This window comes from Phreatobacter aquaticus (assembly GCF_005160265.1).
In the GTDB taxonomy this organism is placed as follows: domain Bacteria; phylum Pseudomonadota; class Alphaproteobacteria; order Rhizobiales; family Phreatobacteraceae; genus Phreatobacter; species Phreatobacter aquaticus.
The window spans coordinates 1,645,048-1,670,823 of record NZ_CP039865.1; the positions used below are offsets into that span (position 1 = coordinate 1,645,048).

The following is a 25,776-nucleotide window of genomic DNA, read 5'->3' on the forward strand; positions in this document are numbered from 1 at the left end:
CCTCAGCGCCCGCCGGTCTTGCGGGCCTTGGCCTCGTCCCACCACCAGATGGCCGGGAAGGCGGCCGCGCCATATTCCGGCATGGTGTCGGGCCTGGAGAACCGGTCCCAGCGCGCGGTGCGCTGCTCGCCCAGGTGCCATGTCGGCACCATGTAATGGTTGGCGAGCAGCACCCGGTCGAGCGCGCGCGTCGCGGCAACCAGCTCCGCCCGATCCTTCGCGAAGATGATCCGGTCGATCAGCTTGTCGATGGCGGGATTGACGATGCCTGCATAGTTCCGTGAGCCTTGCAGCGCGGCCGCCTCCGAGCCCCAATAGTCACGCTGCTCGTTGCCGGGCGACAGGGACTGGCCGAACGAGCCGAGGATCGCGTCGAAATTCCGTTCGCGGATCCGGTTCACATATTGCGCGGAATCGATGACCCGCAGCGCCAGTTCCACGCCAAGACGGTCCAGGGCGGTCTTGTAGGCGAGGGCGTGCCGTTCGAAGGTCGGGCCATTCAGCAGCAGCTCGATGCGGAAGGGTTCGCCGGACTGGCGGTTGACCATGCGCCGGTTGCGCACCTCATAGCCCGCCTCGCCCATCAGCCGGATCGCTTCGCGCAGATTGGTCCGCTGCGCGTCCTGCGATCCGCCAACCGGCGGCTTGTAGGGTGTGGTGAAGACCTCGGGTGGAACCTGGTCGCGCACGGTTTCGAGGATGGCGAGCTCCTGGCCCTCGGGCAGGCCGCGCGCGGCAAGCTCGGTATTCACGAAGAAGCTGTCGGTTCGCTTGTAGGCTCCGAACATCAGGTTCGCGTTCATCGTCTCGAAGTCGAACACCTGGGTCAGCGCGCGGCGGATGCGCACATCCTGAAATTTCCGACGGCGCAGGTTGAGGATCACAGCCTGCATGCCCGTGCTCGAGCGGTCGGCGAACGTCTCCTTGATCACGCGGCCCTCGCGCAGCGCCGGAAAATCATATTGGGTGGCCCAGGTCCGTGCCGATATTTCGGTCCGGAAATCGATCTGGTCGGCCTTGAACGCCTCCAGCTCCACCGTATCGTCGCGAAAGAAGTCGAAGCGCAATTCGTTGAAATTGTGCAGGCCGACATAGATCGGCAGATCCTTCGCCCACCAATCGGCGACCCGCTCGAGGATCAGATTGCGGCCACCCTCGAAGCTCTTGATCCGGTAGGGACCGCAGCCGAGCGGCGCCTCCAGCGTCGTCTGGGCAATGTCGCGCTTGCGGCCCTGTGCGTCGGTGCCCTCCCACCAGTGGCGCGGCATGACCATCAACTGGCCAACGATCTGCGGCTTCTCGCGGTTGCCCTTGGAATCGAAGGTGAAGGTCACCTCGCGCTCGGCGGATTTCTCGACCTTCACGACGTTGTGGTAGTAGGCGCCGAGCCGCGGATCGAGCTTCTTCACCTGCTCCATGGTCCAGATGATGTCCTCCGGCGTGATCGGCTGGCCATCGTGCCAGCGCGCCTTTGGATTGATCCGGTAGGTGACAGCGGAATAGTCGTCGGGGTGGTGGACGGCATCGCAGATCGCACCATAGGCGGTCGAGACCTCGTCGAACGAATCCGTCATCAGCGGCATGTAGAGATAGCTCTCGATCGGCGCCGCGGTGCCGCGCGGAATCACCGTGTTGAAACTGTCGAAGCCGCCCTCGACCGACTGGCGGACGGTGCCGCCCTTCGGCGCCGCCGGATTGACGTAAGCCGTGCGGGTGAAATCCGGCGGATAACGCACGGTGCCGGTCATCGACAGGGCATGACGCCATTCGGGAGCGGCCTGTGTCAGGCGCGGCGCGAAGGGCAGCGCGGCTGCCGCGAGCGTCAGGGTGCGTCGTGAAAGGCGCATGAGTCTCGTCCTGCCAATGTCTCGGGGGCGATCGCCCTCGGGTGCGACATCATAGCGATGACCATGGCTGCGGGAAGACGCTTGCATTGTGTCACCCGCGATCACAGCTATGGTCGCGTCAGGAGATCGTGATGATCCGCGTGCGTTGGCTGGCATTGGGCGTGATCGCCCTGCCTTTTGTCGAATTTGCCGCCTTCTGGGCGGTGGCGGGACGCGTCGGATTCCTGGGGGCGCTCCTCGGCGTCATCGCGACATCGTTCGCCGGTGTCGTTCTGCTGAAGGGCGGCGCCCGCCTTCTGCTCGCCCAGTTGGCGACCGGGCGCGTGGTCGTGCTGTCCGACGAGGCTGCCCGCAATGGTCTTCTGACCGCGCTCGCCGGACTGCTGCTGGCCATTCCCGGTTTCGTCACCGATGCCATTGCCCTTGTCCTGCTCATCCCGGCACTGAAGACGCTGCTCCTCGGCTCGCGCGCCGTCTCGGCCGGCAGTGGCCGCTCGCCCACCCCTCCCGGCGTCGTCGATCTCGAGCCGCAGGACTGGCGTGACGAATCCCGCCGGCCTGACCCGCCCGGCAGTCCCCGGATTGGTCACCCCTGAGCGGAGGCCGAAGCCTGCGGCTTCTTGCCCCTCCTTGCCCCGCGTGCTAGCGAGCGCGCGACATTCAAGCCTCTGCCGCGTCCCGCGCGGCGCGAACGGAGTAAAAACCAATGAACCCGAATGGCGGGAACGACATGGACGCCGCGCCGCAGCTGAACGTGCTGGCGCAATATATCCGCGATCTGTCGTTCGAGAATCCGAATGCGCCCCGCTCACTGACGCCCCAGCAGGAGCAGCCGGCGATCAACATCCAGATCAACGTGAACGCCAATCCGCTGGCCGACACCGAGTTCCAGGTCGAGCTGACCATCGAAGGCGATGCCCGCACCCAGGACCTGCTGCTGTTCAAGTTCGAGCTGGTCTATGGCGGCATTTTCCGCATCGTCAACGTGCCGCAGGAATCCATCCACCCGCTCGTGCTGATCGAGTGCCCGCGCCTGATCTTCCCGTTCGCCCGCCAGATCCTGGCCAATGCGACCCGCGATGGCGGCTTCCCGCCGCTCTATCTCGATCCGGTCGATTTCGCGCAGCTTTACCGCCAGCGCATGGCCGAGAACCCGCAGGCGGGCGGTCCGGCCCTCACGCAGTGAACCTTGCGCACAGCGCATCTTTGGAAAAGCCGGGCTCGCTGCCCGGCTTTTCTGTCTGCGAGGCCTTGTGATCGACGATCCCGCCGGATTCATTCGCGCCAATACCCGCCTGCTCGCGGTGCCGCACGCCCCCGAGATCCGGTTGCATCTGGCCGACGAGGCGACGGCGCTCTGGCAGAAGACCGAGGACGAGCTTGGAGAGATCGGTCTGCCGCCGCCCTTCTGGGCCTTTGCCTGGGCCGGCGGTCAGGCGCTCGCCCGCTATGTGATGGACAATCCGGACCTCGTGCGCGGCAAGACCGTTCTGGATGTCGCGACCGGCTCGGGCCTGGTCGCCATCGCCGCCGCCAAGGCCGGAGCGCGGGCGGTCATCGCCGTCGATATCGACGATTTCGCCGAAGTGGCGGTTGGCATGAATGCCGGGGCCAATGGTGTGGCGATCACCGCGAGAACCGGTGATCCCACGGGGTCGGACGAGGGCTGGGACGTGATCCTGGCCGGCGACATCTGCTACCAGCGCGACATGACCGACGCGATGACGGCCTGGCTCGGGCCGCTTGCCGCATCGGGCCGCACCGTGCTGATCGGCGATCCCGGACGAACCTATCTGCCCCGTGAGCGGCTGACCAAGCTCGCCGAATATCAGGTCCCGGTCACCCGCGCGCTGGAGGACATGGAGGTCAAGCGCACCAGCGTCTGGAGCCTCGACCGCTGACGTCTCTTGACCATGTAACCGCCCGATATCCGGTTTCGTTGTCCAAACGCCACATTTTCAGGTATAGTATCATTTGTTGCGCTCATTCGTGGCGCGAAGCCGAGAGGATCGGACCCCTGTCCACCACCGCCCTGCCTGGGAAGACTGCAGCTCAGTCACCCGCCAGGACCCAAGCCGTGAGCCCCGCTCCGGCCGAAGTCCTCAAAATCGTCCTCGACATCCTTGATGATAACAAGGCCGAGGAAGTGCAAACAATCGACCTGAAGGGCAAGACGTCCATCGCTGATGCGATGGTGGTCTCCTCCGGCCGTTCGCATCGCCATGTCGGCGCCCTGGCCGATTATGTCGTGCAGGCGCTGAAGGAAGCCGGCCTCTCGCAGGTGCGCGTTGAAGGCGTGCCAGCCTGCGACTGGGTGCTGGTCGATGCGGGCGACGTGATCGTCCATATCTTCCGCCCCGAAGTGCGGCTGTTCTACAATCTCGAGAAGATGTGGACCGCCGCCCGTCCGGACGATCGTCTGGCCGGCTGACCGGCCGTGCGCCTGCTTCTGGTCGCAGTGGGGCGGATGAAGTCCGGCCCCGAGACAGAGCTTGCCGACCGCTATCAGGATCGGGCGGCCAAGGCCGGCAAGTCCCTCGGCTTCCGCTCGGTCGATGTTGTCGTTCTCGACGAAAGCCGCTCAGCCGACAGTGCCCAGCGCAAGGCCGATGAGGCTGCCGGCATCCTGAAGGTTGCCGCTGGCCGGATTGTTGCGCTGGACGAGCGCGGCAAGGCGATCGCCAGCGACGCCTTCGCGGCCAGGCTTGGTCAGTGGAAAGACAGCGGGGAAGACGCGACCACCCTCGTCATTGGTGGTCCGGATGGCCTCGATGCCACGATCCGCGACAAGGCCGATCTCGTCATCTCGTTCGGCGCGATGACCTGGCCCCACCAGCTGGTCCGTGTGATGGCGCTCGAGCAGATCTATCGCGCGGTGACCATCCTGTCGGGACATCCCTATCACAGGGTCTGAGCGTTCTACGGGCGCGGATCTTCAAGGCGGCGGATGCCCCCTTACCCTGTCACTCAACCTTCATTAAAGTGTCATCCGTCCGTCATCTGGCGGACCCAAGAACGGCGCGGGTATAACCGCCAGCCGCATTGACGCTTCTGGCGTCCATTGGGAGGTTTTTCGATGTTTGACCGCCGAATTGTCATCGCAGCCGTGGCTGCCATGACCCTGAGTGCCGTCCCGGCCGCCGCGCAGACCGAGATCCAGTGGTGGCACGCGATGACCGGTGCCAACAACGACGTCGTCGTCAAGCTGGCAGAGGAATTCAACGCCTCGCAGCGCGAGTTCCGCGTGGTTCCGACCTACAAGGGCTCCTATCCCGACACGATGAACGCCGGCATCGCCGCGTTCCGCGCCAACAACGCGCCCCACATTCTGCAGGTCTTCGAGGTCGGCACCGCGACCATGATGGCCGCCCGCGGCGCCATCAAGCCGGTCTATCAGCTGATGGCCGAGGCCAATGAGCCGTTCGACCCGAAGGCCTATCTGCCTGCCGTTGCCGGCTACTACTCCACCTCGCGCGGCGAGATGCTGTCGTTCCCGTTCAATTCGTCGTCCTCGGTGATGTGGTACAACAAGGACGCGTTCCGCCGGGCCGGCCTCAATCCGGACCAGCCGCCGAAGACATGGCCCGACCTCTTCGAGGCCGCCAAGCGCCTGCGCGCCGCTGGCTTCGACAAGTGCGGTTTCTCGTCGGCCTGGATCACCTGGCTGAATCTCGAGCAGTTCTCGGTCTGGCACAATGTGCCGCTGGCCAGTCGTGCCAATGGCATTGATGGCTTCGATACCGAGCTCAGGTTCAACTCGCCGCTGCACGTGCGCCACCTGCAGAACCTGGTCGAACTGCAGCGTGACAACACGTTCAGCTATTCCGGCCGCACCAACACGGGCGAAGGCCGTTTCACCTCGGGTGAATGCCCGATCATGCTGACCTCCTCTGGCTTCTACGGCAACGTCCGCGCCAATGCGAAGTTCGAGTGGGCCAATGCTCCGATGCCCTATTATCCCGATGTGGCCGGTGCTCCGCAGAACTCGACCCTGGGCGGCGCCTCGCTCTGGGTCATGGGTGGCAAGTCGGCGGCCGAATACCGCGGTGTCGCCCGCTTCCTGACGTTCCTGTCGAGTGTCGAGCGGCAGGCCAAGCTGCACACCGATTCCGGCTATCTGCCGATCACGACGGCAGCCTATGAGCAGGTGAAGGCTTCGGGCTTCTATCGCGCCAATCCCTATCTCGAGACCCCGATCCTGGAGCTCACCAACAAGCCGCCGACGGAAAATTCCCGTGGCCTGCGGCTCGGCAACATGGTGCAGATGCGCGATGTCTGGGCCGAGGAGATGGAGGCGGCACTGAACGGCCAGAAGACGGCTCAGGCCGCACTCGACGCCGCTGTCTCCCGCGGCAATGTGATGCTGCGCCAGTTCGAGCGCACCGTCAGCCGCTGATCGCATCCCGGTCGGGGCGGCCCACAAGGCCGCCCCGACCCAATCCTCCGAAAGAACCGAGATGGAAAAGCGGGTCATCTTTGACGGCAAGCTGCTGCCCTATGCGCTTCTCCTGCCTCAGCTCCTCGTCACTCTCATCTTCTTCTACTGGCCGGCGGCCCAGACCGTCTGGCAATCGTTCCTGATCCAGGACGCCTTCGGCCTGTCGACCGAGTTCGTCTGGCTGGAAAACTACACGACGCTGTTCGCCAATCCGGACTATTACCGCTCCATGCTGACGACGCTGGTGTTCTCCGGCCTTGTCGCGGGGTTTTCGCTGGCGATCGCGCTGATGCTGGCGGTGCAGGCCGACAAGCAGATCAAGGGCGCCAGCGCCTACAAGACCTTCCTGATCTGGCCCTATGCGGTAGCGCCCGCCGTTGCCGGCGTGCTCTGGCTGTTCATGTTCCAGCCTTCCCTCGGCCTGGTCGCCCAGGCGATCCGCTCGCTCGGCTTCGAGTGGAACCCCCTGCTCAATTCCAACCACGCCATGACGCTGGTGGTGATGGCGGCGACCTGGAAGCAGATCAGCTACAATTTCCTGTTCTTCCTGGCAGGGCTCCAGTCGATCCCGAAAAGCGTGATCGAGGCAGCCGCCATCGACGGTGCCAGGCCCGCGCGGCGCTTCTGGACCATCATCTTCCCGCTTCTGTCGCCGACCACCTTCTTCCTGCTGGTGGTCAACATCGTCTACGTGTTCTTCGACACGTTCGGCATCATCGATGCGACGACCGGCGGCGGTCCGGCCAAGGGCACCGAGACGCTCGTCTACAAGCTGTTCTCCGACGGCCGCCTCGGCGGCGATCTCGGTGGTTCGGCCGCCCAGTCGGTCATCCTGATGATCCTGGTCATCGGTCTGACCGCCATCCAGTTCCGCTATGTCGAGCGCAAGGTCCAATACTGATGGTCGAGCGCAAGAGCATCTTCGACTTCCTGCCCCACCTGGTGCTGCTCATCGGCATCCTGATCGTCGCCTTCCCGGTCTATGTGGCATTCATCGCCTCGACCTGGGACGCGGCCACCATCGCCAACGGCACGATGCCGCTGAGGCCCGGCCCGCATTTCCTCGAGAACTATTACCGGACGATCTTCGTCGGTACCTCCAGCTCCACCCGCCAGCCGGTCGGCGGCATGATGCTGAACAGCCTGATCATGGCGCTGTCGATAGCCATCGGGAAGATCGCGATCTCGCTGATCTCCGCCTTCGCCATCGTCTATTTCCGCTTTCCGTTCCGCATGCCGGCCTTCTGGCTGATCTTCATGACGCTGATGCTGCCGGTCGAGGTGCGCATCTACCCGACCTACAAGATCGTCGCCGATCTCGGCCTGCTCGACAGCTATCCGGGCCTGACCATTCCGCTGATCGCCTCGGCGACCGCGACGCTGCTGTTCCGGCAGTTCTTCATGACCGTGCCAGACGAACTGGTGGAAGCCTCGAAGATCGATGGCGCGAGCCCGATGCAGTTCTTCAAGGACACGCTTCTGCCCCTGTCGCTGACGTCGGTGGCCGCGCTGTTCGTGATCCAGTTCATCTATGGCTGGAACCAGTATCTCTGGCCGCTCCTGATCACCACCCGCGACGACATGCAGACCATCGTCATCGGCATCAAGAAGATGATCGTGACGCAGGATGCGCTCACCGAATGGCAGCTCGCCATGACCACCGTCATCCTGGCCATGCTGCCGCCGGTGCTGGTCGTCATCGTGATGCAGCGGCTGTTCGTCAAAGGCCTGGTCGAGACCGAGAAGTAGGATTTGAAAGTATGAGTGAGGTCGTTCTCGATCAGGTCCGCAAGGTCTATGCCGGCAATGTGGAGGCCGTGCGCGGCGTCAGCATCGACGTGCCGGACGGCGCATTCTGCGTGCTGGTCGGCCCCTCCGGCTGCGGCAAGTCCACGCTGCTGCGCATGATCGCCGGCCTGGAGACCATCACGGGCGGCACCGTCTCGATCGGCACCAAGCGCGTCAACGAGCTGGAGCCGGCCGAACGCGACATCGCCATGGTGTTCCAGAACTATGCGCTCTATCCGCATATGAGCGTCTACGACAACATGGCCTATGGCCTGCGCAATCGCGGCACGCCCAAGGACGAGATCGACGCCCGCGTCCGCGAGGCGGCCCGCATCCTCGAGATCGGCACCTTCCTCGACCGCAAGCCGCGCCAGCTCTCCGGCGGCCAGCGCCAGCGTGTCGCCATGGGCCGCGCCATTGTCCGCAAGCCGCAGGTCTTCCTGTTCGACGAGCCCTTGTCCAATCTCGACGCCAAGCTGCGCATCCAGATGCGCGTCGAGATCAAGAAGCTGCAGCGCGACCTCGGCGTGACCTCGGTCTACGTGACCCATGACCAGCTGGAGGCCATGACGCTGGCCGATGTGCTCGTGGTCATGAACAAGGGCCTGGTCGAGCAGGCGGGCAAGCCACTGGACCTCTACGAGAAGCCGGCGACCACCTTCGTGGCAAGCTTCATCGGCGCGCCGCCGATGAACCTCGTCGCTGTCGAGCGCCAGGGCGAGAACGGCTGGTCGGTCCCCGGCATCACGGGCGGGGCGGGCCTTCCCATGCCCGCCGGTGGGGCGATGCTCGGCATCCGTCCCGAGCATCTCCATGTGGCCACCGGCAGCGTGCCGGATGGTGCGCTGGCCTTGTCATTCCCGGTGCTTGCCGTGGAGGCCGTCGGCGCCGAGACCTTCGTCCACGGGCCGCTCGGCGGCACGGGCGCGGTCGTCATCGCCCGGCTGCCCGGCAAGGCGCTGCTGGAGCCGGGAACCCCGGTTTCGGTCTTCGCTCACCATGGGGATCTGCACCTGTTCGACCGCGAGACCGGCAAGCGGATCGCAACCTGACCGATCGCCGCCCGCGTCTTGAACCGCGGGCGATCGGTCTCCATATTGGGTCTGTCCCGGAATGATCCGGGGCGGTGGGTGCCTTCAGGGGCCCATACGATGTCGCTCAGCCGAGGGCTTCGATCCATGTCTCGCGTACCATCCCTGTCGTCGCCTTTCCTGCTGGGATTCGACCAGATCGAGCGCGTGCTCGACCGCGTCACCAAGGCCGCCGACGGTTATCCCCCCTACAATATCGAGCGGGTCGGCGCCGGTGCCAATCAGCCCGAGCGGCTGCGCATCACGCTGGCGGTGGCGGGCTTCACCCGTGATCAGCTCGACGTCACGGTCGAGGAAAGCCAGCTCACCATCCGCGGACGCCAGCAGGATGATGCGGAAGAACGGATGTTCATCCATCGCGGCATCGCCGCGCGCCAGTTCCAGCGCGTCTTCGTGCTGGCGGAAGGGATGGAGGTCATGGGAGCCGACCTGAAGAACGGGCTCCTCTCGATTGATCTTGCGCGGCCTGAACCGGAGCGCATCGTGCGGCGTATCGACATAGCCGCTCAAGACTGAGGGCGCCAGTTTGCGTCCCGCCTGCCTATACCAGGAGGTTTGAGGCCATGATTTCTGAGATTTCCCCCGACGTGCTGGCCAAGCTTGGCGTGTCCAAGGTTGCCTACGTGAAGCCGATCCGCTCCGACGACGTGTCGCGGATGTTCCCTGACGCACCGCCCCTGCCGCCCGGCATCGATCTGTTCGCGCTGGTGTCCGCCGACGGCTCGCCGATCATGGTGACCGAACGGCGCGAGGATGCCGAGGCAGGCGCCTGGCAGAACGAACTCGAGACGGTCAGCCTGCACTGAGCGTTTCGTCGGGCGGTCGACAAGGCCGCCCGGCTCTCAGCTCGCCTGGGCCGAGCTGTCTCTGATCTGCCAGAAGCGCAGCACCCTCAAGGCCGTGTTGGCCGTCAGCTTGGCGTAGGTTTCCCGGATCTCCTCGATCCCCGTCTCGGAGGTCCCGGCCGAACCCGGCCGGATTTTCAGGATCGCCTTCAGAGTCGGCCATGCAAGGCCGATCGAACGCGCCAGGATCAGGATGGGGTCAGGCCGCTCGCCAAGGAACAGGCGCTCGACCATATCGATCTTCACCCCGCACAACAGCGACAAGGCGCAGACCGTCTCGTCGAACAGCTTCTGGTCGGCGAAGCCCTTCAGCGCGGCTTCGGTCAGTTCGCCCTTGCGCTGACGGCCCAGCATGGCGCGGTGGATGGCGGTGAGGTCGCGCGAATCGGCAGAACCGACGGCGATGCGATCGGCGATGCCGGCGACCGTCGCGCGCACCTGTGCCTGATCCCGCGCGGCGCTGGCCGCGATCAGACGCTCCTGAACCTGCGACTTGGCGTTTTCCAGGATGACTCGGAACAGGAAGGGCGGAATGTCCGCCCGCATGCCCACGCATTCCGCGAGCAGGTCGTCGGCCTTGGCGCGCTGGACCAGCCGGACGAATCCAGCGTCGGAGATGCGGGCGCCATTGTTGGAGGCGAGCGACAGCATCACCTTGCCATCGCCGTGGGCAACCAGGGTATCGGTCACCTTCTCGGCGACGACCGGGCGGCGGGAGATCGCCAGGCGATGCTCGTTGCTCTTGGTCTTGGCGATCTCGGCGAGCAGTGAATCATCGAGCTGCGAGCACAGAAGCAGAATGGGCCTTGCGACGTCGATCTCGTCGTCCTGGGCGAGGCTGCGGATGATGGTCGGCGGGGCATTCGGAACCGGGGCGAGACGCATGGCCAGTTCCTGGCGGGCCGCCGTCTCCATGGCCAGCCCGAGACGCGTGATCACATCGTCGAACAGGGCCACCTGTTCGTGGGTGTAGCGGGCTGCATCGACCAGGAAAAGGTCGGTCACGCGCCGCAGCGTTTCCACCCGGCGGTTGCTCGGGCCGTTTTCAATGACGTCCTCAAGCTCTTCGATGATCTTTTCGGTGGCGGCCATTGCTGTTTCGCCCGGACAACATGTGGGCGCCTTTGCTCTACAGAAACTAGGCCCGGGCCCTTAAGAAGGTCTTGCGGCAAGCCTGCAGAAAGGGGTTACAGCGGCAAGTTTATGCGGCATTCGAGACAAAATGGCGCTTTCGTCCGGGCTGTGCGAAATTCCTCCGGGCAGTGCTTGATGCCACGAATGAAATATGCCAAACACGCGCTCCGCAACGAAGGCCGCTTGGCCCGAGACGCGATGGCACGCTGCGATGCGGGCCGAACCCGGTGGATATCCCATTGTCCGCCACCGCTCTTGACAGGGCAAACGGGGCCATAGCTCAGCTGGGAGAGCGCTTGCATGGCATGCAAGAGGTCGGCGGTTCGATCCCGCCTGGCTCCACCAAATTCCCGATTGATGTGAAATGAAGTGACGGCGCCACAGCGTGCGCTGGCCGTGGCGCGCTTGTCGCCAGACTGCCGCGCATGATGCCTGTGCGGTTGCAGCAAGGGCTCGAGCGCGAGCGGCCTTCGCCGCCCGCGCACCATCGTGTCAGGCGTGGACGGCCTCGTCCTCGTGGCCCTGGCCTTCCTGCTGCCGCGGCGGGACAGGGATCCGGAACCATGCGATGTAGAGCGCCGGCAGGAACAGCAGCGTCAGCACCGTGCCCACGATGATGCCGCCCATCATGGCATAGGCCATGGGGCCCCAGAACACTTCGCTGGCGATCGGGATCAGCGCCAGGCTCGCGGCGGCCGCCGTCAGCATGATCGGCCGCATGCGGTGCTCGGTCGCCTCCACCACCGCCTCCCAGGGCGCCATCCCCTCATCGCGGAGGTGTTCGATCTGGACGACCAGGATCACGGAATTGCGGATCAGGATGCCGATCAGGGCGAGCACGCCGAGGATCGCAACGAAGCCCAGCGGCGAGCCGCTTGGCAACAGGGCCGCCACGACGCCGATGAGCGCCAGCGGCGCCACCGCGAAGACCAGGAAGAGACGGCTGAAGCTCTGCAGCTGCAGCATCAGAACGGTCGCCATCGCGAACAGCATGAGGGGCGCAACCGCAATGATCGGCCCTTGCGCCTTGCCGCTTTCCTCGACGCTGCCGGCGGTCTCCAGCCTGAAGCCCGCTGGCAGCGAGGCCGCGAACTGGTTGACCGCAGGCCGCAGCTGTTCCACCGCCGTTGCCGGCTGGATCGCATCGATGAGGCCGGCCTTCAGCGTGATGGTCGGCACGCGCGAACGGCGCCAGACGATCGGCTGTTCGACCTCGTATCGGAACGACGCCACCGCGGCGAGCGGAATGACCCGGCCATCGCTGGTGGTGATCTGCAGATCACGCAGGGTCTCCACCGCATTGCGTTCGGCTGCGATCGCGCGGCCGACAACATTGACCAGATAGATGTCGTCGCGGATCTGGGTGGCGGTCTGGCCGCCAATCATGCCGTTGAGAACGGTCGCGATATCCTCCGAGGTGATGCCGAACTGGCGGGCCTGGTCCTGCATCACGTCGACGCGCACGACGCGGGCGGGCTCGTTCCAGTCATAGGTCACCACACCGAGATGCGGATTGGCCGCGAGCACGTTCCCGAGTTTAAGCGAAAGGGTGCGCAGCTCGGTCACATCGGGGCCGCTCAGCCGGTAGGCGACGGGCCGGCCGACCGGGGGGCCGATGTCGAGCAATTTCACGAAGCCATCGGTGCCGATGAAGGTGCGCCGCAGATAGGCTTCGAAGATCGGCTTCAGTTTGTCGCGTGCCTTCAGGCTCTTGGTCACAATGACCATCTGGCCGAAGGAGGGCGAGGACGGTTGCACATCATGCGACAGGACGAAGCGCATGGCACTCTGCCCGACATAGGTCGACCAGCGCTGGATATCGGCATTGCCTGTCAGCATCTCCCGCTCGAACTTGGCCATCTGCGCCGATGTCTCCGCGATGGAGGCGTTCTGCGGCAGGTTCCAGTCGATCAGCAGTTCTGGGCGGTCCGACGCGGGGAAGAACTGTTGCTGGACGAAGCGCATGCCACCGAGGGAGACGCCGAACATGACCAGTGTCACGGTGATCGTCAGCCAGCGATGACGCATGCAGCCCAGCAGCAGCGACGAGAAGGCCTTGCCGAGCCTGCCCTTGTCCTGATGGTGGTTCGGCAGGGACTTCGGCAGGATGATGACGCCGAGCAGCGGCGTGAACAGCACCGCCACGATCCACGACAGCAGCAACGACACCGCGATCACGACGAACAGGGTGAAGGTGAATTCGCCGGCGGCGCTGCTGTTGAGGCCGACGGGAATGAAACCGGCCACCGTCACGACCGTCCCCGTCAGCATCGGGAAGGCGGTCGATGAATAGACGTAGGTGGCTGCCTTGCGGAGCGAATCGCCGAGCTCAAGCCGCGCGACCATCATCTCCACGGCAATCATGGCGTCATCGACCAGCAGGCCGAGCGCGATGATCAGCGCGCCCAGCGAAATGCGCTGCAGCGAGATGCCGAAATACTCCATGAACAGGAAGGTCATCGCCAGCACGAGCGGGATCGAGACGGCGACGACCAGGCCAGCGCGCCATCCCAGGCTCACGAAACTGACCAGAAGCACGATGGCGACGGCCTCGAACAAGGCCTTCGTGAAGCCGGACACGGCCTCCTCGACGACCAGCGGCTGGTCGGCGACCAGATGCACGCCCACACCCACAGGCAATTCGCCCTGGATCTTCTTCATCTCGGCCTCGAGCGCATGGCCGAACGTGAGAAGATTGGCGCCGGCCTTCATGCCGATGGCCAGGCCGATGGCCGGCTTGCCGTCAAAGCGCAACAGAGAGCTCGGCGGATCGGCATAGCCACGCGTGATCTCGGCGACATCGCTCAGCCGGAAGAAGCGATCGCCCGCCCGCAGGTTGATCGCCCGCAGGCTCTCCTCCGAAGTGAACGAACCGCCGACGCGGATGCTGATCCGCTCGGGGCCGGCCTGGATCACGCCGGACGGCGTCACGGCATTCTGGGCGCGAAGGGAGTTGACGACTGTCTGCCTGTCGATCCCGTAGGCGGCCAGCTTGCGCGCCGAGAACTCGAGGAAGATCACCTCGTTCTCCGTACCGACCATGTCGACCTTGCCGACATTCGGCACGGTCAGAACCCGCGCCCGAACCTGTTCGACATAGTCGCGCAGCTGTCGGGGGGTGAGCCCATCGGAGGTGAAGGCGTAGATATTGCCGTAGACATCGCCGAACCGGTCGTTGAAGGCCGGACCGACAACGCCACTGGGCAGTTCCGACTGGATATCGGCGATCATGTTGCGAACGCGGAGCCATGTCGGGTCGACGTCGCGCGCCTTGGTCGTGTCCTTGAGATTGACGAAGATGGTCGTCTGGCCGGCCGATGTCATCGAGCGGGTGTAGTCAAGCGAGGGCAGTTCCTCGAGCTTCTTCTCGATGCGGTCGGTCACCTGGCGCATCGTCTCTTCGACCGATGCGCCGGGCCATTGTGCCGAGATCACCATCGTCTTGATGGTGAAGGCCGGGTCTTCCTCGCGCCCAAGGTTGAGATAGGAGAAGAAGCCGGCAAACGAAAAGACGATCATGAAGTACCAGAGCAGCGAGCGATGATCGAGCGCCCATTCCGAGAGGTTGAACGGCTTCATCACTGAGCTCCGAGAATACGCACGCGCTGACCTTCAGCCAGGCTGTTGACCCCTGCCGTCACGACCCGGTCTCCGGCGGAGACCCCGGATGTGACTTCCACCAGATTGTCCGAGATTCTGGTCACTGATGCGTCCCGTGTCGTGACCGTGAGGGCCGCCGGATCGACGATCCAGACCTTCGTCTTGCCGTCGCGCTCCAGGACCGCCGATGCCGGCAGGAGGATGCGATCCGGACCCTTGGTCGTGAGGGCCGCGGTGATGTTTGAACCGAGGCGGAAGGTTTCGCCGGGATTGTCGAGGGCGATCCTGATGCGCCGGGTGCGCGTCGAGGCATCGGCCAGCGGCGCGATCTCGCGCACGGTGCCGCCTACGGTGACGCTCGTATCGAGCTGGAGTGCGATCAGGAAGGGCGTGCCGATGCGGACATCGCCGGCGATCAGTTCGGGAATGTCGACGATGGCGTCACGCAGACCGGGACGGGCGATGGTGACCACCGATTGGCCTGGCGATACGACCTGGCCAACTTCGGCCGAGACCGCGGTGACGACGCCATCGAAGCCCGCCGTGAGCCGGGCATAGCCCAATTGCTCGCGGGCCTTGAGGAGGTCCGACTGCGAGCGCTGCAACGAGGATCGCGCGGCCTCCAGCGCTTGCTCCGCGCTCTCAAGATCGGCCTGTGTCGCGGCGCCGGTCTGGCGGAGCGTGCGCTTGCGTTCCTCGGTGTTCGTCGCATTGACGAGTTCGGCGCGCGCGCCGGCCAGAGACGCCTCGGACGAGCGGACCGCCAGTTCCAGCGCAATCGGATCGATCGTGGCCAGACCCTGTCCCTGCCGGACGAGGTCGCCGACATCGACAGTCCGGCTCAGCAGTCGCCCGAGAATCTGGAAGCCGAGGGCTGTTCGCACCTGCGGCTCGATCGAGCCGACGAAGCGCATGGCCTGGCTCTCGAGCGGGGCCACGACCACAGAGAGGACAGGTCTCACGATGGGTGGGGGCGCCTCGGCGGCCGGGCCGCAGCCTGCAAGGCTCAAGGCGCCGATGGCGATCAGAACGATGGAGCGGTTCATCGCGCGGCCCCCGGCGAGATTTCGACAACCTGGTTTGGACGGAGCAGTTTGGTCCCGTCGGTGACGACCATGTCGCCTGCGGCCAGGCCGTTGGACACGACGAAGCTGCCGGACTCATGGGCGGCCACGGCAACCTTCTGCAGACTGACCGTGCGGTCCTGTGGGTTGAAGCGCCAGACGGCCGGTCGCCCATCGGCGGACGACAGCGCCCTCCACGGCAGCATGAAGGCGGGCAGGGGGCGCCCCCGGCCCGTGCCGCTGACGACGGCTCCAAGCGTCATCTCGGCAGGTGGATTGTCCAGTCCGATCTTGATGCGAACGGTCCCGTTTCGGGTGTTGACCGTCGGGGAGACCTGCCGGACCGTCCCCAGGGTCCGGATGTCCGGGCGCGAGACGAGCACGACATCGATCGACAGCCCGTCGCTCGGCTGCAGAAGCAGCGATTCATTCACCTCGAACACGGCGTCACGCGGGCCGTCCTGAGCGAGGGTGAAGACCACCTGAGCGGCCTGGGCGACTTCGCCGACATCGACGTTGCGCGCCGTGATGACACCCGCCGCGTCGGCCCGCAGTTCCGTATAGGACAGGGCATCCTCGGCAATTCTCATCTGGGCCTTCGCCTGCTCCGTCATCGCTTGTGCGACACGCAGGGCACGCTCGGCCTGGTCGTAATTGCTGCGCGTGGTGAACCCGTCGCCCAGCAGTGCCTTCTGCCGGTCAAAAACCGCGGAGGCCTGGCGCAACTGCGCTTCGGCCGAGGATGTGCTGGCCTGGGCTGCGCGGAGTTCGGCCTGCTGCTGCACCGGATCGATGCGCGCCAGGACCTGACCCTTGTCGACATGGACGCCGACATCCACCAGCCGCTCGGTCATCCGTCCGCTGACCCTGAACGACAGGTCGCTCTGGATGCGGGCAGCGATCGTGCCGGTGAGTGTGACGGCTGGTGCGTAAGGCTGGGGCGCCATGCTGGCGATTGTCACAAGCGGTACGGCCGGCTGGGCCTGTTCGGTCTTGTCCTGGCAGCCTGCCAGAGCCAAGGCCAGGGCGAACAGGGACGGGGTGGAGACGAGGCGGGATGGTGACATCAGGGTGTCCGGAGGGAACGGATCATGCCTCACCTTCTACTCATTGACTGACCCGTAAGTCAATGAGTAGAATTCCAATGCACCCAAATAGCGAATCACAGGCTGCTACAACCATGACCATACGTCGAGCGGGAGTGCGGGCAGAGAAGAAGGCCGCGCGTCCGGCCGAGATCCTGGAGGCCACGTTCCAGGAATTCCTCGACAAGGGTTACGACGCCGCCAGGGTCGAGGACATCGCGGCGCGCCTCGGGATTTCCAAGGGCGCCGTCTACTTCTATTTCGGCAGCAAGGAGGCCCTGTTCGCCGCGATGATCGGCGACCTCTCGACCAATCTCATGGCCAATCTGGCCGAGACCGAGGAGGTTGCCCGTGGGTCGGCGACGGAACGGTTGAGGGCCTGCATCACGCTCCATTTCAGGCGCGTCACCGCGGCCCCCAGGGGCCGCGAGGTGATCCGCTTCCTGCTGGCGGAAGGGCGCAAGTTCCCTGACCTTGTGGACCGTCACTTCAACGAGTTCGCCGTGCCGGTCTTTGCCATGTGCCAGCGGATCATCGCGGATGGCATTGCGTCCGGCGAGTTCAAGCCCTCGGCTGCCGAGCTTCATCCGCAAATGCTGCTGTCGCCCATTCTCGCCGTGGCGGTGGATCTGCTCATTCACGGCGATCGCCGGGTGGTCGACGAGGCCATCACCATCGAAGGCTATCTCAAGGCCATTTTCTCGGGCATTTCCGCGACGCCCGACCCGGTGGTTTGATACCGCAACCCTGCCTCGTGCGGAGTGCGTGGCGTTTGGCGGCCCGATCTGCTCAAGTCGGAGCATCGCGGCCTCTGGTCAGCCTGTCCTGACGAATGCCCCCGAACGACTGAGGATCCCGCCATGGCCGATGGAATCGCTTCGAACGATGCGGGTTTCAAGCCACACACGTCGCATTGGGGCGTTTTCTCGGCGCGGATGAAGGACGGAGCGCTCGACATCCGGCCACATCCCGGCGACCCGGATCCGAATGGCATCATCGGCAATTTCCCGGGCGCGCTCCGGCATCGGGCGCGCATCGCCGAGCCCATGGTCCGCAAGGGCTGGCTGGAGAACGGTCCCGGTCCCGATGAAAGGCGCGGTCGCGATGAATTCGTGGCGGTGAGCTGGGACAAGGTCATCGAGCTTCTGGGCGGCGAGCTTGCCCGCGTGAAGGACCAGTTCGGACCGGGCGCGGTGTTCGGCGGTTCCTATGGCTGGGCCAGCGCCGGCCGCTTCCACCATGCTCAGAGCCAGATTCACCGCTTCCTCAATGTCGCGCTCGGCGGCTATGTCCGCTCGGTCAATTCCTATTCGTCGGGCGCCTCTTCCGTCCTGCTGCCGCAGATTCTCGCCGGCTATGAGGAGATCACCAAGCGCAACGTCTCCTGGGACCAGATCGCCGAGCACACCGACATCGTGCTGGCATTCGGCGGCATGGCGCTGAAGAACTCGATGGTTGCCGGCGGCTCGATCAGCCAGCATGTCGAGCGCGGCGCGATGGACCGCGCCCGAGCGCGCGGCTGCGACTTCGTGCTGGTTAGTCCGCTCAAGGCCGATCTGCCCGACGAGGCCGGCGCCGAATGGATCGCCGGCATGCCCGGCACCGACACCGCCATGATGATGGGCATCGTCCACACCCTCGTCGTCGAGGGCCTTGCCGATCGCGCCTTCCTCGATCGCTACACCGAGGGCTGGCCGGTCTTCGAACGCTACCTGATGGGCGAGACCGACGGCCAGCCGAAGGATGCCGCCTGGGCCTCCGGCATCACCGGCATCGCCGCCGACGAGATCGTCGCGCTCGCCCGGCGGCTCGCCGGCAAGCGGGCCGTGATCGTCGTCTCCCACTCCCTCCAGCGCGCCGAACATGGCGAACAGCCGGTCTGGATGGGCATGGTGCTGGCAGCCGCCCTCGGCCAGATCGGCCTGCCCGGCGGCGGCTACGCCTATGCGCTGGGCGCCATCGGGTATTATGGGCGGCGGTTCAATGCCGTGCCGGGGCCGACCCTGTCGCAGGGCCGCAATGGTGTCGCGGACTTCATTCCCGTCGCGCGCATCTCGGACATGCTCCTGAAGCCCGGCACGACCTATCGCTATAACGGGCAGACCCGCACATACCCTCAGATCAAGCTGGTCTATTGGGCCGGCGGCAATCCGTTCCACCACCACCAGGACCTCAACCGGCTGCGCAAGGCCTTCGCCAGGCTCGACACGCTGGTCGTCCACGAACTCGGCTGGACAGCGACCGCCCGCCACGCCGATATCGTCCTGCCCTGCACGATGACGCTGGAGCGCGAGGATATCGGCTTCTCCTCCAACGACCCGCTCATGGTCGCGATGCACCAGGTCGCCGAGCCCTATGGCAAGGCGCGCGATGACTACGCGATCTTCGCCGATCTGGCCGAGCGGCTCGGCGCGCGCGAGGCCTTCACCGAGGGGCGGACCGCCCGCGAATGGCTCGCTCATCTCTATGAGACGACGCGCGCCGGCCTCGCCAAGCAGGGATTACCCGCGCCATCCTTCGAGGAGTTCTGGACGCAAGGGCTGATGGAGTTGCCGCAGCTGCCCGACGATGGCGGCGAGATGCGCCGGTTCCGCGACGATCCCGTCGCCCATCCGCTGTCCACCCCCAGCGGAAAGATCGAGATCTTCTCCGCCAAGATCGATGGCCACGGCGATGCCGATTGTCCGGGTCATCCGGTCTGGCTCGACAAGACCGAGGTTCCGCGGCCGGCGGCGCCGCTGTTCCTGGTGGCCAACCAGCCGGCCACGCGCCTGCACAGCCAGCTCGATTTCGGCGGCCACAGCAGCGATGCCAAACACCGCGGCCGTGAAGTTGCACGGATGCATCCGGAGGATGCCAAGGCGCGCGGCATCGGTGATGGCGACATCGCCCGGCTGTTCAACGAGCGCGGCGCCTGCCTCGCCGCCGTCCGGGTGACCGCTACGGTCCGCAAGGGCGTGATCCAGCTGCCAACCGGTGCCTGGTTCGATCCGGCCGATCCGAGCGAGGAGACATCGCTCTGCGTCCATGGCAATCCGAACGTGCTGACCCGCGATGTCGGCACGTCGAGTTTCGCCCAGGGGTGCGCCGGCCAGTTGACGGTGGTCGAGGTCGAGCGGTTCGAGGGCAATCTGCCGCCGATCCAGGCCTTCGATCCGCCCGTCAGCGTGGCGGTCTGACCAGACCGACCTGCTACCCCCGCCTCACCCGAGAGTGCCTGCCATGACCGCCTATGCCGATCTTTCCGCCCATTTTGGCCGGATCGCCGCCCTGTCCAATGCCATCGGCATCCTGCAATGGGACAATGACGCGATCATGCCGAAGGGCGCCGCGGGCACGCGCGCCGAAAGCATGGCGCTGCTGCATGTCATGAGCCACGACATGGTCACCGACATCAGGCTGGGTGACTGGATCGCCGGCGCCGAGGCCGACAGCGCGCTTGGCGACTGGGAGCGCGCCAATGTCCGGGAGATCCGGCGCATCTGGACGGTTGCGACCGCCTTGCCATCCGATCTGGTCGAGGCGTCGAGCAAGGCCGTCTCCGCCTGCGAGATGCGCTGGCGGCAGGCGCGCGCCGATGCCGATTTTGCCGGGCTGCTGCCTCACCTCTCCGAGGTCCTGCGGCTGCAGCGCGAGATCGGCCAGGCCAAGGGCGAGCGGCTGGGACTCTCGCCCTACGACGCCCTGCTCAACGACTACGAGCCCGGCGGCCGGTCCGCTCGCATCGACGCCCTGTTCGATGATCTCGCAGGCTTCCTGCCAGGCCTGACCGAGGACGCCCTGGCAGCCCAGGCCCGGCGGCCGGCGCCACTGGAGCCCGACGGCCCCTTCGCGGTGGAGAGCCAGAAGCAGCTCGGCCTCAAGATGATGGCGGTTCTCGGCTATGATTTCGACCGCGGCCGCCTCGACATTTCCACCCATCCGTTCTGCGGCGGGGCGGACAATGACGTGCGCATCACCACCCGCTACGACGAGGCCGATTTCGCACGCTCCATGATGGGCGTGCTGCACGAGACCGGCCACGCCATCTATGAGCAGGGGCGCCCCCAGGCCTGGCTCAACCAGCCGGTCAGCCGCGCGCGCGGCATGTCGCTGCACGAGAGCCAGTCGCTGCTGGTCGAGATGCAGGCCTGCCGCTCACGCGAGTTCATCGGCTTCGCCGCGCCGCACATGCAGGCCGCGTTCAATGGCACCGGGCCGGCCTGGGAGGCGAACAATCTCTGGCGGCGCGGCACGCGCGTCGCGCCGGGCTTCATCCGCGTTGATGCCGACGAGGTCACCTATCCAGCCCACATCATCCTGCGCTACCGCCTGGAAAAGGCGCTGATCGCCGACCAGATGACGCTCGCCGAACTGCCCGGCCTCTGGAACGACGGCATGAAGGAACTGCTCGGCATCGTGCCGCCGAACGATCGGCTCGGCTGCCTGCAGGACGTTCACTGGCCGGGCGGCGGCTGGGGCTATTTCCCGACCTATACGCTCGGCGCAATGACGGCGGCGCAGCTGTTCGACGCCGCCTGCAAGGCGGTGCCCGACATCCTGCCGGCGATCGGGCGGGGCGACTTCACGCCGCTGGTCGGCTGGCTCGGCACCCACATCCATAGCCAGGGCTCGCGCTACGAGACCGACGAGTTGCTGACCCGCGCGACCGGCCGGCCGCTCGACGCCAGCGTGTTCAAGGCCCATCTCAGGCGCCGCTATGCGAGCGAAGCCTGAGGCAAGGGCGGCTTACTTCTTCTTGGCAGCGGCGGCGTCGACCACCCGCTTCTGGACGGCGGCGAAAGTCGTCGCTCCGGCGGGCGCCGGTTCGGCCTTGGGCTTCTTCGGTTTCTTGGCTTCGCGATTGCCGCGGGCGTCACTTCTGGCCATGCAGGCCTCCTCTTGGTCGTTCAGAATTCGGATGCGGTCAGGCGGTAGAAGCTCTGCTTGCCGCGTGCATGAGCAACGCCTGCCGCCTTCTCGATGCGTGGCCGATTGGCATCGAAGGTGCGCAGGAGTGAGGCCTCATCATCAAGTCCGCGCGGATCGAGCCGATGCAGGGCATCGGCATCCACATAGAACGTGAACTCGAACTGGGATTCGTGGCCCCAGAAGCGGATGGCGCGGCGCTCCGCCTCGTAGCTTCGGCTGGCATTGGGGAAGGCGAGTGTCATTCCTTGGCTCCTGTATCCGAGCGGGGGCCCGGCGAAGGCGTTCCGTCCCGCCCGTTCCCCTGATCGGCCGGGAGATCGTGGTCGGCCACATGCGGAGTCTGGGCGAGCAGGCGATCGAAATCCTCGAACAGCGTCTGGATCAGATGGAGCCGCCGGGGATCCTGGGCCTCCAGCGTGCCGGCGAACAATCCGACGAGATAGCGGGCCTTCTCGACGGCCTCCGACCAGGACGCGGACGGTGCCGCCAGCAGGAACTTCTCAAGCTCGTCGCGGCGCGCCCTGAGCGCCGTCTGGTCGGTCTCGACTTCGATGCGCAACCTCCGCAACTCGGTCGCCTTCTGCGCGGCCATGCCGCGCCGGCCATCAAGATCGGTGATCTGGTCGGTCATGGCGACATATCCCAGGGAGCGCGCGAACCCGGTCGCGGCCGGTCGCTCCAATCAGAGCGACAGCCGATAATACCGGTCTTGGAAAAACGAGATGCGGGCGGAAGAATTCGGCAGAAAAAATGTGTCCAGCCAAGCGCACGCAAAGTGATCATACGCTCTTCCAAGACGAATAGCCCGACAAAAATCCCGCGCACTCCGGCCGAACTATTTATTTTTCTGTCATTTCCAGCCCGGTTCCGCTATGCTGAAAAGAGGCAGAGTGATCGCGCTCCCCAAGGGAAGCTGAGATTTCCTCCGTAGTCCTAACCCTTGCCGCAAGGCTGAGGGGGCCTGTGTCGCCCACAGCGATGACCCGCGAGAGCGCCTGACCCACCGTGGTGGGCAGCCGGATTGCTGCGGTCTTCCAGGAATTTGACCAGCACACGGGTGACTGAGCCCGTTTTCAACGCAGATGCGGCAGCTGTGATGCGGTCAGCGTTTGTTTCCAGTGACGCCCTCACGGCGCCAGCGTTCAAGGAGCCATTCCATGGTTTATCGCGGCCTCTCCCTTGAGGAGATCAAGCAGAAGGCGAGCTCGAGCTTCGACACGATCGAGCAGCGCAAGAAGGACAATGCCAAGTCATTCGCGGCTCAGCAGACCGCCCGCAATGCGGTCAACACCAACATGATGCGCCTGCGCGCGCTGCGTGAGGCCAAGGAAGCCGCCGATGCGGAAATCGCCGCCGAGCAGAAGGCTCTCGCGGCAGCCGCCAAGCCGAAGCCCAAGCCGCGCGCCGCCGCGAAGACCGCCAAGGCCCCGAAGATCGCCGCCGAATAAGCCTGTGCCGCTTTAGGCGGCCGAGGCATCGACGGGAAGAGCACCGATCCTGCGCTCGTCACTGAGCGCGGCATCGATGATGCCAATCTGGCTGTCTATCAGCCTCAGATTGTCCTGCAGCGAGGACCGGCGCGACCGGTCCTCGAAATTGGCGAGCGTCTCGCCAATGGTGTGCCGCCGCACATCGACATAGCGCGAGCGCAGGTCGAGCAGGTGCCGGACAGGCTTGGTTTCGGCCATCATGGATGGGTCCTCGGTGGGGCTGGCGTCCGGCCGCGATCAGGATTGTGGCGAAGCCGGGCAGCATCGTTCAGGTTCCGATCAGGCTGGCCCGAGGGCCAGTCCAGACGGCGAGCGCCGCAGCCACGCAGAACGCCATGGCTGCCGGACCGTCGCACAGTTCGCGCCGCTGCGGGAATGTTTGTTCCCGTCAGCCCGCGCGATCAGAAGCTCAGTTGCACCTTCATCGACTGGCTGCGATCACCCGCGATCTCGAAGGCCTTCACGGCATCCTCGAGGGGATAGATGCCTGTCAGCAGCGGCGTCATGTCGATGCGGCGCTGGCTGATCAGATCGACGGCGAGCGCGAACTCTTCGTGGAACCGGAAGGAGCCCTTCATCCTGATCTCCTTGGCCACGATCAGGTTGAGCGGGATCTTGATGTCCCCGTTGATGCCGAGCTGGACGAGCGTGCCGCGGGGCTTCAGCACGTCGATGCCGGTGCGCAGAGCGGCCTCGTTGCCGGAGCATTCGAACTGCACGTCGAACGAGCCCTTGTTGGCCGAATAGGCGGCGATCTCCTCAGGGTTCTCGGCGACATTGATCGCGCGGTCGGCGCCGATGGTCAGCGCGCGGGCGAGCACCGCCGAGGCGACATCGGTGGCGACGATCTCGCGGGCGCCATGGAGCCTCGCCGCCATGATGGTCAGCGCACCGATCGGCCCGCAGCCGGTGACCAGCACGCGCTTGCCGAGCAGCGAGCCGGCATGGCTCAGCCCGTGCAGCACAACGGCGAAGGGTTCGGCAAAGGCGGCTTCGTTGACCGAGACCCCATCGCCGACCTTGTGGCACTGCCAGGCCTCGGCGACGAGCCTCTGGCGGAACGCGCCCTGGATGTGAGGCATGGGCATGGCGCTGCCGTAGAAGCGCATGTTCAGGCAATGGTTCTGCTGGCCCTTCAGACAATAGGTGCAGGCATTGCAGGGCCGGCTCGGCGACACCGCCACGCGGTCGCCGATGGCGAGCCCCGAGACCGACGACCCCAGCGCGACGATCGTGCCGGCGACCTCATGGCCGAGGATCATCGGCTCGCGCACCCGCACCGTGCCGAACCCGCCATGGTGGTAATAGTGCAGGTCGGAGCCGCAGATGCCGCCGGCGCCAATGGCGATCTCCACCTGGCCCGGTCCTGCGGTCTCCGCCTCGTGCTCCTCGATGCGCAGATCGTGGGCGGCGTGAATGACGATGGCCTTCATGTGACCTCTCCCTGATCTGGTCCGCCGGCCTCAGAGGCAGGTGGTGATGCCGCCATCGACATAGAGCGTATGGCCGTTGACGAAGGACGAGGCCCGGCCCGACAGGAAGATAGCGGCGCCGACCAGTTCCTCGACATTGCCCCAGCGCCCGGCCGGCGTGCGCTTCTCGAGCCAGGACGAGAATTCGGGATTGTCGACGAGCGCCTGGTTGAGCGGTGTCTTGAAATAGCCCGGCGCGATGGCGTTGATCTGCAGGCCGTATTTGGCCCAGTCGGCGCACATGCCGCGGGTGAGATTCTTCACCGCGCCCTTGGTCGCCGTGTAGGGCGCGATGCCGGGACGGGCGAGTTCGCTCTGCACCGAGGCGATGTTGATGATCTTGCCGCGACCGCGGGGGATCATGTGCCGGGCGACCGCCTGCCCGACATAGAAGGTGCTGGAAATGTTGGTGGCGAGCAGCAGCTCCCACTTGTCGGCGGGAAAGTCTTCCAGCGGCGAGCGGAACTGCATGCCGGCATTGTTGACGAGAATGTCGATCGCGCCGACGGAGGCCTCGATCTCAGCCACGCCCGCCTGGGCCGCCTTGGCATCGGTGACGTCGAAACCCGCGACTGACACGGTGTGGCCCGCAGCCTTCAGCCGGGCAGCGGCAGCCTCCAGCTTGGCCTGGTCGCGGCCGTTCAGCACGACCGAGGCCCCATGGGCAGCGAGCCCCTCTGCCAGCGCGTAGCCGATACCCTGCGATGAGCCGGTGACCAGCGCCCGCGCGCCAGTGAGATCAAACAGTTCGAAGGCCATGCCGTCTCTCCCGCAGGACAGCGATCGTTCAGCGCCGCTTGTCCGCCTGCCTTCATGCAGCCGTCCGCCCGCCGCCGCAAGAACCTGCCCCGGGCGAATTGCGGCAAGCTACCGCGCCCCATGGACATTTGCGAAACCTCCCGGCAGCCTGTCGTGATGGCGACGAACCGTCGCAGGGGGCAGGCTTCGCGCCGATACCGGGTTGCATCGGTTGGTGAAGGCGAGTTGCATTGCCGGTGTGCGGAAATGACA

At 65.5% G+C, this 25,776-nt stretch carries 26 protein-coding genes and 1 tRNA gene; 16 read left to right on the forward strand and 11 right to left on the reverse strand.

Annotated elements, in window-relative coordinates; all coding sequences use genetic code 11:
- Positions 1-2: 2 nt before the first annotated feature.
- Entirely contained in the window at positions 3-1,847 is a 1,845-nt protein-coding gene (locus E8L99_RS07640) for an extracellular solute-binding protein (RefSeq protein WP_137098979.1), read from the reverse strand.
- 131 nt (positions 1,848-1,978) lie between these two features.
- Between E8L99_RS07640 and E8L99_RS07645 the strand changes: the two genes are divergently transcribed.
- The 11 genes from E8L99_RS07645 to E8L99_RS07695 all read left to right on the forward strand — a co-directional run bounded on the left by E8L99_RS07645 (position 1,979) and on the right by E8L99_RS07695 (position 9,970).
- The gene (locus E8L99_RS07645; protein ID WP_137098980.1) at positions 1,979-2,443 is read left to right on the forward strand and encodes an FxsA family protein; all 465 of its coding nucleotides are present in this window, start codon (positions 1,979-1,981) and stop codon (positions 2,441-2,443) included.
- A 110-nt stretch (positions 2,444-2,553) separates the two neighbouring features.
- The gene (secB, locus tag E8L99_RS07650; RefSeq protein WP_137098981.1) at positions 2,554-3,033 is read left to right on the forward strand and encodes a protein-export chaperone SecB; all 480 of its coding nucleotides are present in this window, start codon (positions 2,554-2,556) and stop codon (positions 3,031-3,033) included.
- 67 nt (positions 3,034-3,100) lie between these two features.
- Complete coding sequence (locus E8L99_RS07655) at positions 3,101-3,748, forward strand: class I SAM-dependent methyltransferase (RefSeq protein ID WP_252511292.1); 648 nt, start codon at positions 3,101-3,103, stop codon at positions 3,746-3,748.
- A 176-nt stretch (positions 3,749-3,924) separates the two neighbouring features.
- Positions 3,925-4,278 carry a ribosome silencing factor gene (gene rsfS / locus E8L99_RS07660; protein WP_137098983.1) on the forward strand — a complete coding sequence of 118 codons (354 nt, stop codon included), beginning with the start codon at positions 3,925-3,927 and terminating at the stop codon, positions 4,276-4,278.
- Positions 4,279-4,284: 6 nt separating this feature from the next.
- A complete protein-coding gene (rlmH, locus tag E8L99_RS07665; RefSeq protein ID WP_137098984.1) occupies positions 4,285-4,761 on the forward strand; it encodes a 23S rRNA (pseudouridine(1915)-N(3))-methyltransferase RlmH in 477 nt (158 codons plus the stop codon).
- Between the two features lie 162 nt (positions 4,762-4,923).
- On the forward strand, positions 4,924-6,243 hold the full coding sequence (ugpB, locus tag E8L99_RS07670) for a sn-glycerol-3-phosphate ABC transporter substrate-binding protein UgpB (protein WP_137098985.1): 1,320 nt from the start codon (positions 4,924-4,926) through the stop codon (positions 6,241-6,243).
- Positions 6,244-6,304: 61 nt separating this feature from the next.
- Positions 6,305-7,186 (forward strand): sn-glycerol-3-phosphate ABC transporter permease UgpA, encoded by an 882-nt coding sequence (gene ugpA, locus E8L99_RS07675; protein ID WP_137098986.1) that lies wholly within the window; start codon positions 6,305-6,307, stop codon positions 7,184-7,186.
- Positions 7,186-8,034, forward strand: a complete 849-nt coding sequence (gene ugpE / locus E8L99_RS07680; protein WP_137098987.1) for a sn-glycerol-3-phosphate ABC transporter permease UgpE — start codon at positions 7,186-7,188, stop codon at positions 8,032-8,034. Before ugpA ends, ugpE begins: the two co-directional genes overlap by 1 nt.
- An 11-nt stretch (positions 8,035-8,045) precedes the next feature.
- Positions 8,046-9,125, forward strand: a complete 1,080-nt coding sequence (locus tag E8L99_RS07685; RefSeq protein ID WP_137098988.1) for a sn-glycerol-3-phosphate import ATP-binding protein UgpC — start codon at positions 8,046-8,048, stop codon at positions 9,123-9,125.
- A gap of 126 nt (positions 9,126-9,251) precedes the next feature.
- Positions 9,252-9,680 carry an Hsp20 family protein gene (locus E8L99_RS07690; RefSeq protein ID WP_137098989.1) on the forward strand — a complete coding sequence of 143 codons (429 nt, stop codon included), beginning with the start codon at positions 9,252-9,254 and terminating at the stop codon, positions 9,678-9,680.
- A 47-nt stretch (positions 9,681-9,727) separates the two neighbouring features.
- On the forward strand, positions 9,728-9,970 hold the full coding sequence (locus E8L99_RS07695) for a BQ00720 family protein (RefSeq protein WP_137098990.1): 243 nt from the start codon (positions 9,728-9,730) through the stop codon (positions 9,968-9,970).
- Between the two features lie 36 nt (positions 9,971-10,006).
- Here the strand turns inward: E8L99_RS07695 and E8L99_RS07700 are convergent, their stop codons facing one another.
- Complete coding sequence (locus E8L99_RS07700; protein ID WP_137098991.1) at positions 10,007-11,101, reverse strand: DUF2336 domain-containing protein; 1,095 nt, start codon at positions 11,099-11,101, stop codon at positions 10,007-10,009.
- Between the two features lie 311 nt (positions 11,102-11,412).
- Here E8L99_RS07700 and E8L99_RS07705 point away from each other — a divergent pair.
- Positions 11,413-11,488 (forward strand) — tRNA-Ala (locus tag E8L99_RS07705).
- A 147-nt stretch (positions 11,489-11,635) separates the two neighbouring features.
- Here E8L99_RS07705 and E8L99_RS07710 read toward each other — a convergent pair.
- The 3 genes from E8L99_RS07710 to E8L99_RS07720 are packed head-to-tail and all read right to left on the reverse strand — an operon-like array spanning position 11,636 to position 16,874.
- Entirely contained in the window at positions 11,636-14,722 is a 3,087-nt protein-coding gene (locus tag E8L99_RS07710) for an efflux RND transporter permease subunit (protein ID WP_137098992.1), read from the reverse strand.
- Positions 14,722-15,789 carry an efflux RND transporter periplasmic adaptor subunit gene (locus E8L99_RS07715; protein ID WP_137098993.1) on the reverse strand — a complete coding sequence of 356 codons (1,068 nt, stop codon included), beginning with the start codon at positions 15,787-15,789 and terminating at the stop codon, positions 14,722-14,724. Before E8L99_RS07715 ends, E8L99_RS07710 begins: the two co-directional genes overlap by 1 nt.
- Entirely contained in the window at positions 15,786-16,874 is a 1,089-nt protein-coding gene (locus tag E8L99_RS07720; RefSeq protein WP_137098994.1) for an efflux RND transporter periplasmic adaptor subunit, read from the reverse strand. The genes E8L99_RS07715 and E8L99_RS07720 overlap by 4 nt, the downstream gene beginning before the upstream one ends.
- Positions 16,875-16,987: 113 nt before the next feature.
- Between E8L99_RS07720 and E8L99_RS07725 the strand changes: the two genes are divergently transcribed.
- From E8L99_RS07725 to E8L99_RS07735, 3 genes are all read left to right on the forward strand, one after another.
- On the forward strand, positions 16,988-17,629 hold the full coding sequence (locus E8L99_RS07725) for a TetR/AcrR family transcriptional regulator (RefSeq protein WP_168201602.1): 642 nt from the start codon (positions 16,988-16,990) through the stop codon (positions 17,627-17,629).
- A gap of 123 nt (positions 17,630-17,752) precedes the next feature.
- Positions 17,753-20,071: a molybdopterin guanine dinucleotide-containing S/N-oxide reductase gene (locus E8L99_RS07730; protein ID WP_137098996.1), complete on the forward strand. Its 2,319-nt coding sequence runs from the start codon at positions 17,753-17,755 to the stop codon at positions 20,069-20,071.
- A gap of 43 nt (positions 20,072-20,114) precedes the next feature.
- Positions 20,115-21,608, forward strand: a complete 1,494-nt coding sequence (locus tag E8L99_RS07735; protein ID WP_137098997.1) for a carboxypeptidase M32 — start codon at positions 20,115-20,117, stop codon at positions 21,606-21,608.
- Positions 21,609-21,620: 12 nt separating this feature from the next.
- Here E8L99_RS07735 and E8L99_RS23735 read toward each other — a convergent pair whose 3' ends face one another.
- From E8L99_RS23735 to E8L99_RS07745, 3 genes are read right to left on the reverse strand one after another with little or no spacing between them, the layout of a single operon-like run.
- A complete protein-coding gene (locus E8L99_RS23735) occupies positions 21,621-21,761 on the reverse strand; it encodes a hypothetical protein (protein ID WP_168201603.1) in 141 nt (46 codons plus the stop codon).
- Positions 21,762-21,781: 20 nt separating this feature from the next.
- A complete protein-coding gene (locus tag E8L99_RS07740; protein WP_137098998.1) occupies positions 21,782-22,045 on the reverse strand; it encodes a DUF1488 family protein in 264 nt (87 codons plus the stop codon).
- Positions 22,042-22,434 carry a hypothetical protein gene (locus E8L99_RS07745; protein ID WP_137098999.1) on the reverse strand — a complete coding sequence of 131 codons (393 nt, stop codon included), beginning with the start codon at positions 22,432-22,434 and terminating at the stop codon, positions 22,042-22,044. Before E8L99_RS07745 ends, E8L99_RS07740 begins: the two co-directional genes overlap by 4 nt.
- Positions 22,435-22,960: 526 nt before the next feature.
- Here E8L99_RS07745 and E8L99_RS07750 point away from each other — a divergent pair.
- Complete coding sequence (locus E8L99_RS07750; RefSeq protein WP_137099000.1) at positions 22,961-23,251, forward strand: transcriptional regulator; 291 nt, start codon at positions 22,961-22,963, stop codon at positions 23,249-23,251.
- 12 nt (positions 23,252-23,263) lie between these two features.
- Here E8L99_RS07750 and E8L99_RS07755 read toward each other — a convergent pair whose 3' ends face one another.
- From E8L99_RS07755 to E8L99_RS07765, 3 genes are all read right to left on the reverse strand, one after another.
- Positions 23,264-23,494, reverse strand: coding sequence for a hypothetical protein (locus E8L99_RS07755; protein ID WP_137099001.1), 231 nt, complete (start codon positions 23,492-23,494; stop codon positions 23,264-23,266).
- A 200-nt stretch (positions 23,495-23,694) separates the two neighbouring features.
- Positions 23,695-24,726 carry an L-idonate 5-dehydrogenase gene (locus E8L99_RS07760; protein WP_137099002.1) on the reverse strand — a complete coding sequence of 344 codons (1,032 nt, stop codon included), beginning with the start codon at positions 24,724-24,726 and terminating at the stop codon, positions 23,695-23,697.
- A gap of 30 nt (positions 24,727-24,756) precedes the next feature.
- On the reverse strand, positions 24,757-25,524 hold the full coding sequence (locus E8L99_RS07765) for an SDR family oxidoreductase (protein WP_137099003.1): 768 nt from the start codon (positions 25,522-25,524) through the stop codon (positions 24,757-24,759).
- Positions 25,525-25,776: the final 252 nt, after the last annotated feature.

Bases quoted from the DNA above. Each gene is read 5' to 3' on its own strand.
- E8L99_RS07640 (WP_137098979.1), bottom strand. From the start codon at position 1,847: ATGCGCCTTTCACGACGCACCCTGACGCTCGCGGCAGCCGCGCTGCCC.
- E8L99_RS07645 (WP_137098980.1), top strand. From the start codon at position 1,979: ATGATCCGCGTGCGTTGGCTGGCATTGGGCGTGATCGCCCTGCCTTTT.
- secB (WP_137098981.1), top strand. From the start codon at position 2,554: ATGAACCCGAATGGCGGGAACGACATGGACGCCGCGCCGCAGCTGAAC.
- ugpB (WP_137098985.1), top strand. From the start codon at position 4,924: ATGTTTGACCGCCGAATTGTCATCGCAGCCGTGGCTGCCATGACCCTG.
- ugpA (WP_137098986.1), top strand. From the start codon at position 6,305: ATGGAAAAGCGGGTCATCTTTGACGGCAAGCTGCTGCCCTATGCGCTT.
- ugpE (WP_137098987.1), top strand. From the start codon at position 7,186: ATGGTCGAGCGCAAGAGCATCTTCGACTTCCTGCCCCACCTGGTGCTG.
- E8L99_RS07685 (WP_137098988.1), top strand. From the start codon at position 8,046: ATGAGTGAGGTCGTTCTCGATCAGGTCCGCAAGGTCTATGCCGGCAAT.
- E8L99_RS07690 (WP_137098989.1), top strand. From the start codon at position 9,252: ATGTCTCGCGTACCATCCCTGTCGTCGCCTTTCCTGCTGGGATTCGAC.
- E8L99_RS07695 (WP_137098990.1), top strand. From the start codon at position 9,728: ATGATTTCTGAGATTTCCCCCGACGTGCTGGCCAAGCTTGGCGTGTCC.
- E8L99_RS07700 (WP_137098991.1), bottom strand. From the start codon at position 11,101: ATGGCCGCCACCGAAAAGATCATCGAAGAGCTTGAGGACGTCATTGAA.
- E8L99_RS07710 (WP_137098992.1), bottom strand. From the start codon at position 14,722: ATGAAGCCGTTCAACCTCTCGGAATGGGCGCTCGATCATCGCTCGCTG.
- E8L99_RS07715 (WP_137098993.1), bottom strand. From the start codon at position 15,789: ATGAACCGCTCCATCGTTCTGATCGCCATCGGCGCCTTGAGCCTTGCA.
- E8L99_RS07720 (WP_137098994.1), bottom strand. From the start codon at position 16,874: ATGTCACCATCCCGCCTCGTCTCCACCCCGTCCCTGTTCGCCCTGGCC.
- E8L99_RS07725 (WP_168201602.1), top strand. From the start codon at position 16,988: ATGACCATACGTCGAGCGGGAGTGCGGGCAGAGAAGAAGGCCGCGCGT.
- E8L99_RS07730 (WP_137098996.1), top strand. From the start codon at position 17,753: ATGGCCGATGGAATCGCTTCGAACGATGCGGGTTTCAAGCCACACACG.
- E8L99_RS07735 (WP_137098997.1), top strand. From the start codon at position 20,115: ATGACCGCCTATGCCGATCTTTCCGCCCATTTTGGCCGGATCGCCGCC.
- E8L99_RS23735 (WP_168201603.1), bottom strand. From the start codon at position 21,761: ATGGCCAGAAGTGACGCCCGCGGCAATCGCGAAGCCAAGAAACCGAAG.
- E8L99_RS07740 (WP_137098998.1), bottom strand. From the start codon at position 22,045: ATGACACTCGCCTTCCCCAATGCCAGCCGAAGCTACGAGGCGGAGCGC.
- E8L99_RS07745 (WP_137098999.1), bottom strand. From the start codon at position 22,434: ATGACCGACCAGATCACCGATCTTGATGGCCGGCGCGGCATGGCCGCG.
- E8L99_RS07750 (WP_137099000.1), top strand. From the start codon at position 22,961: ATGGTTTATCGCGGCCTCTCCCTTGAGGAGATCAAGCAGAAGGCGAGC.
- E8L99_RS07755 (WP_137099001.1), bottom strand. From the start codon at position 23,494: ATGATGGCCGAAACCAAGCCTGTCCGGCACCTGCTCGACCTGCGCTCG.
- E8L99_RS07760 (WP_137099002.1), bottom strand. From the start codon at position 24,726: ATGAAGGCCATCGTCATTCACGCCGCCCACGATCTGCGCATCGAGGAG.
- E8L99_RS07765 (WP_137099003.1), bottom strand. From the start codon at position 25,524: ATGGCCTTCGAACTGTTTGATCTCACTGGCGCGCGGGCGCTGGTCACC.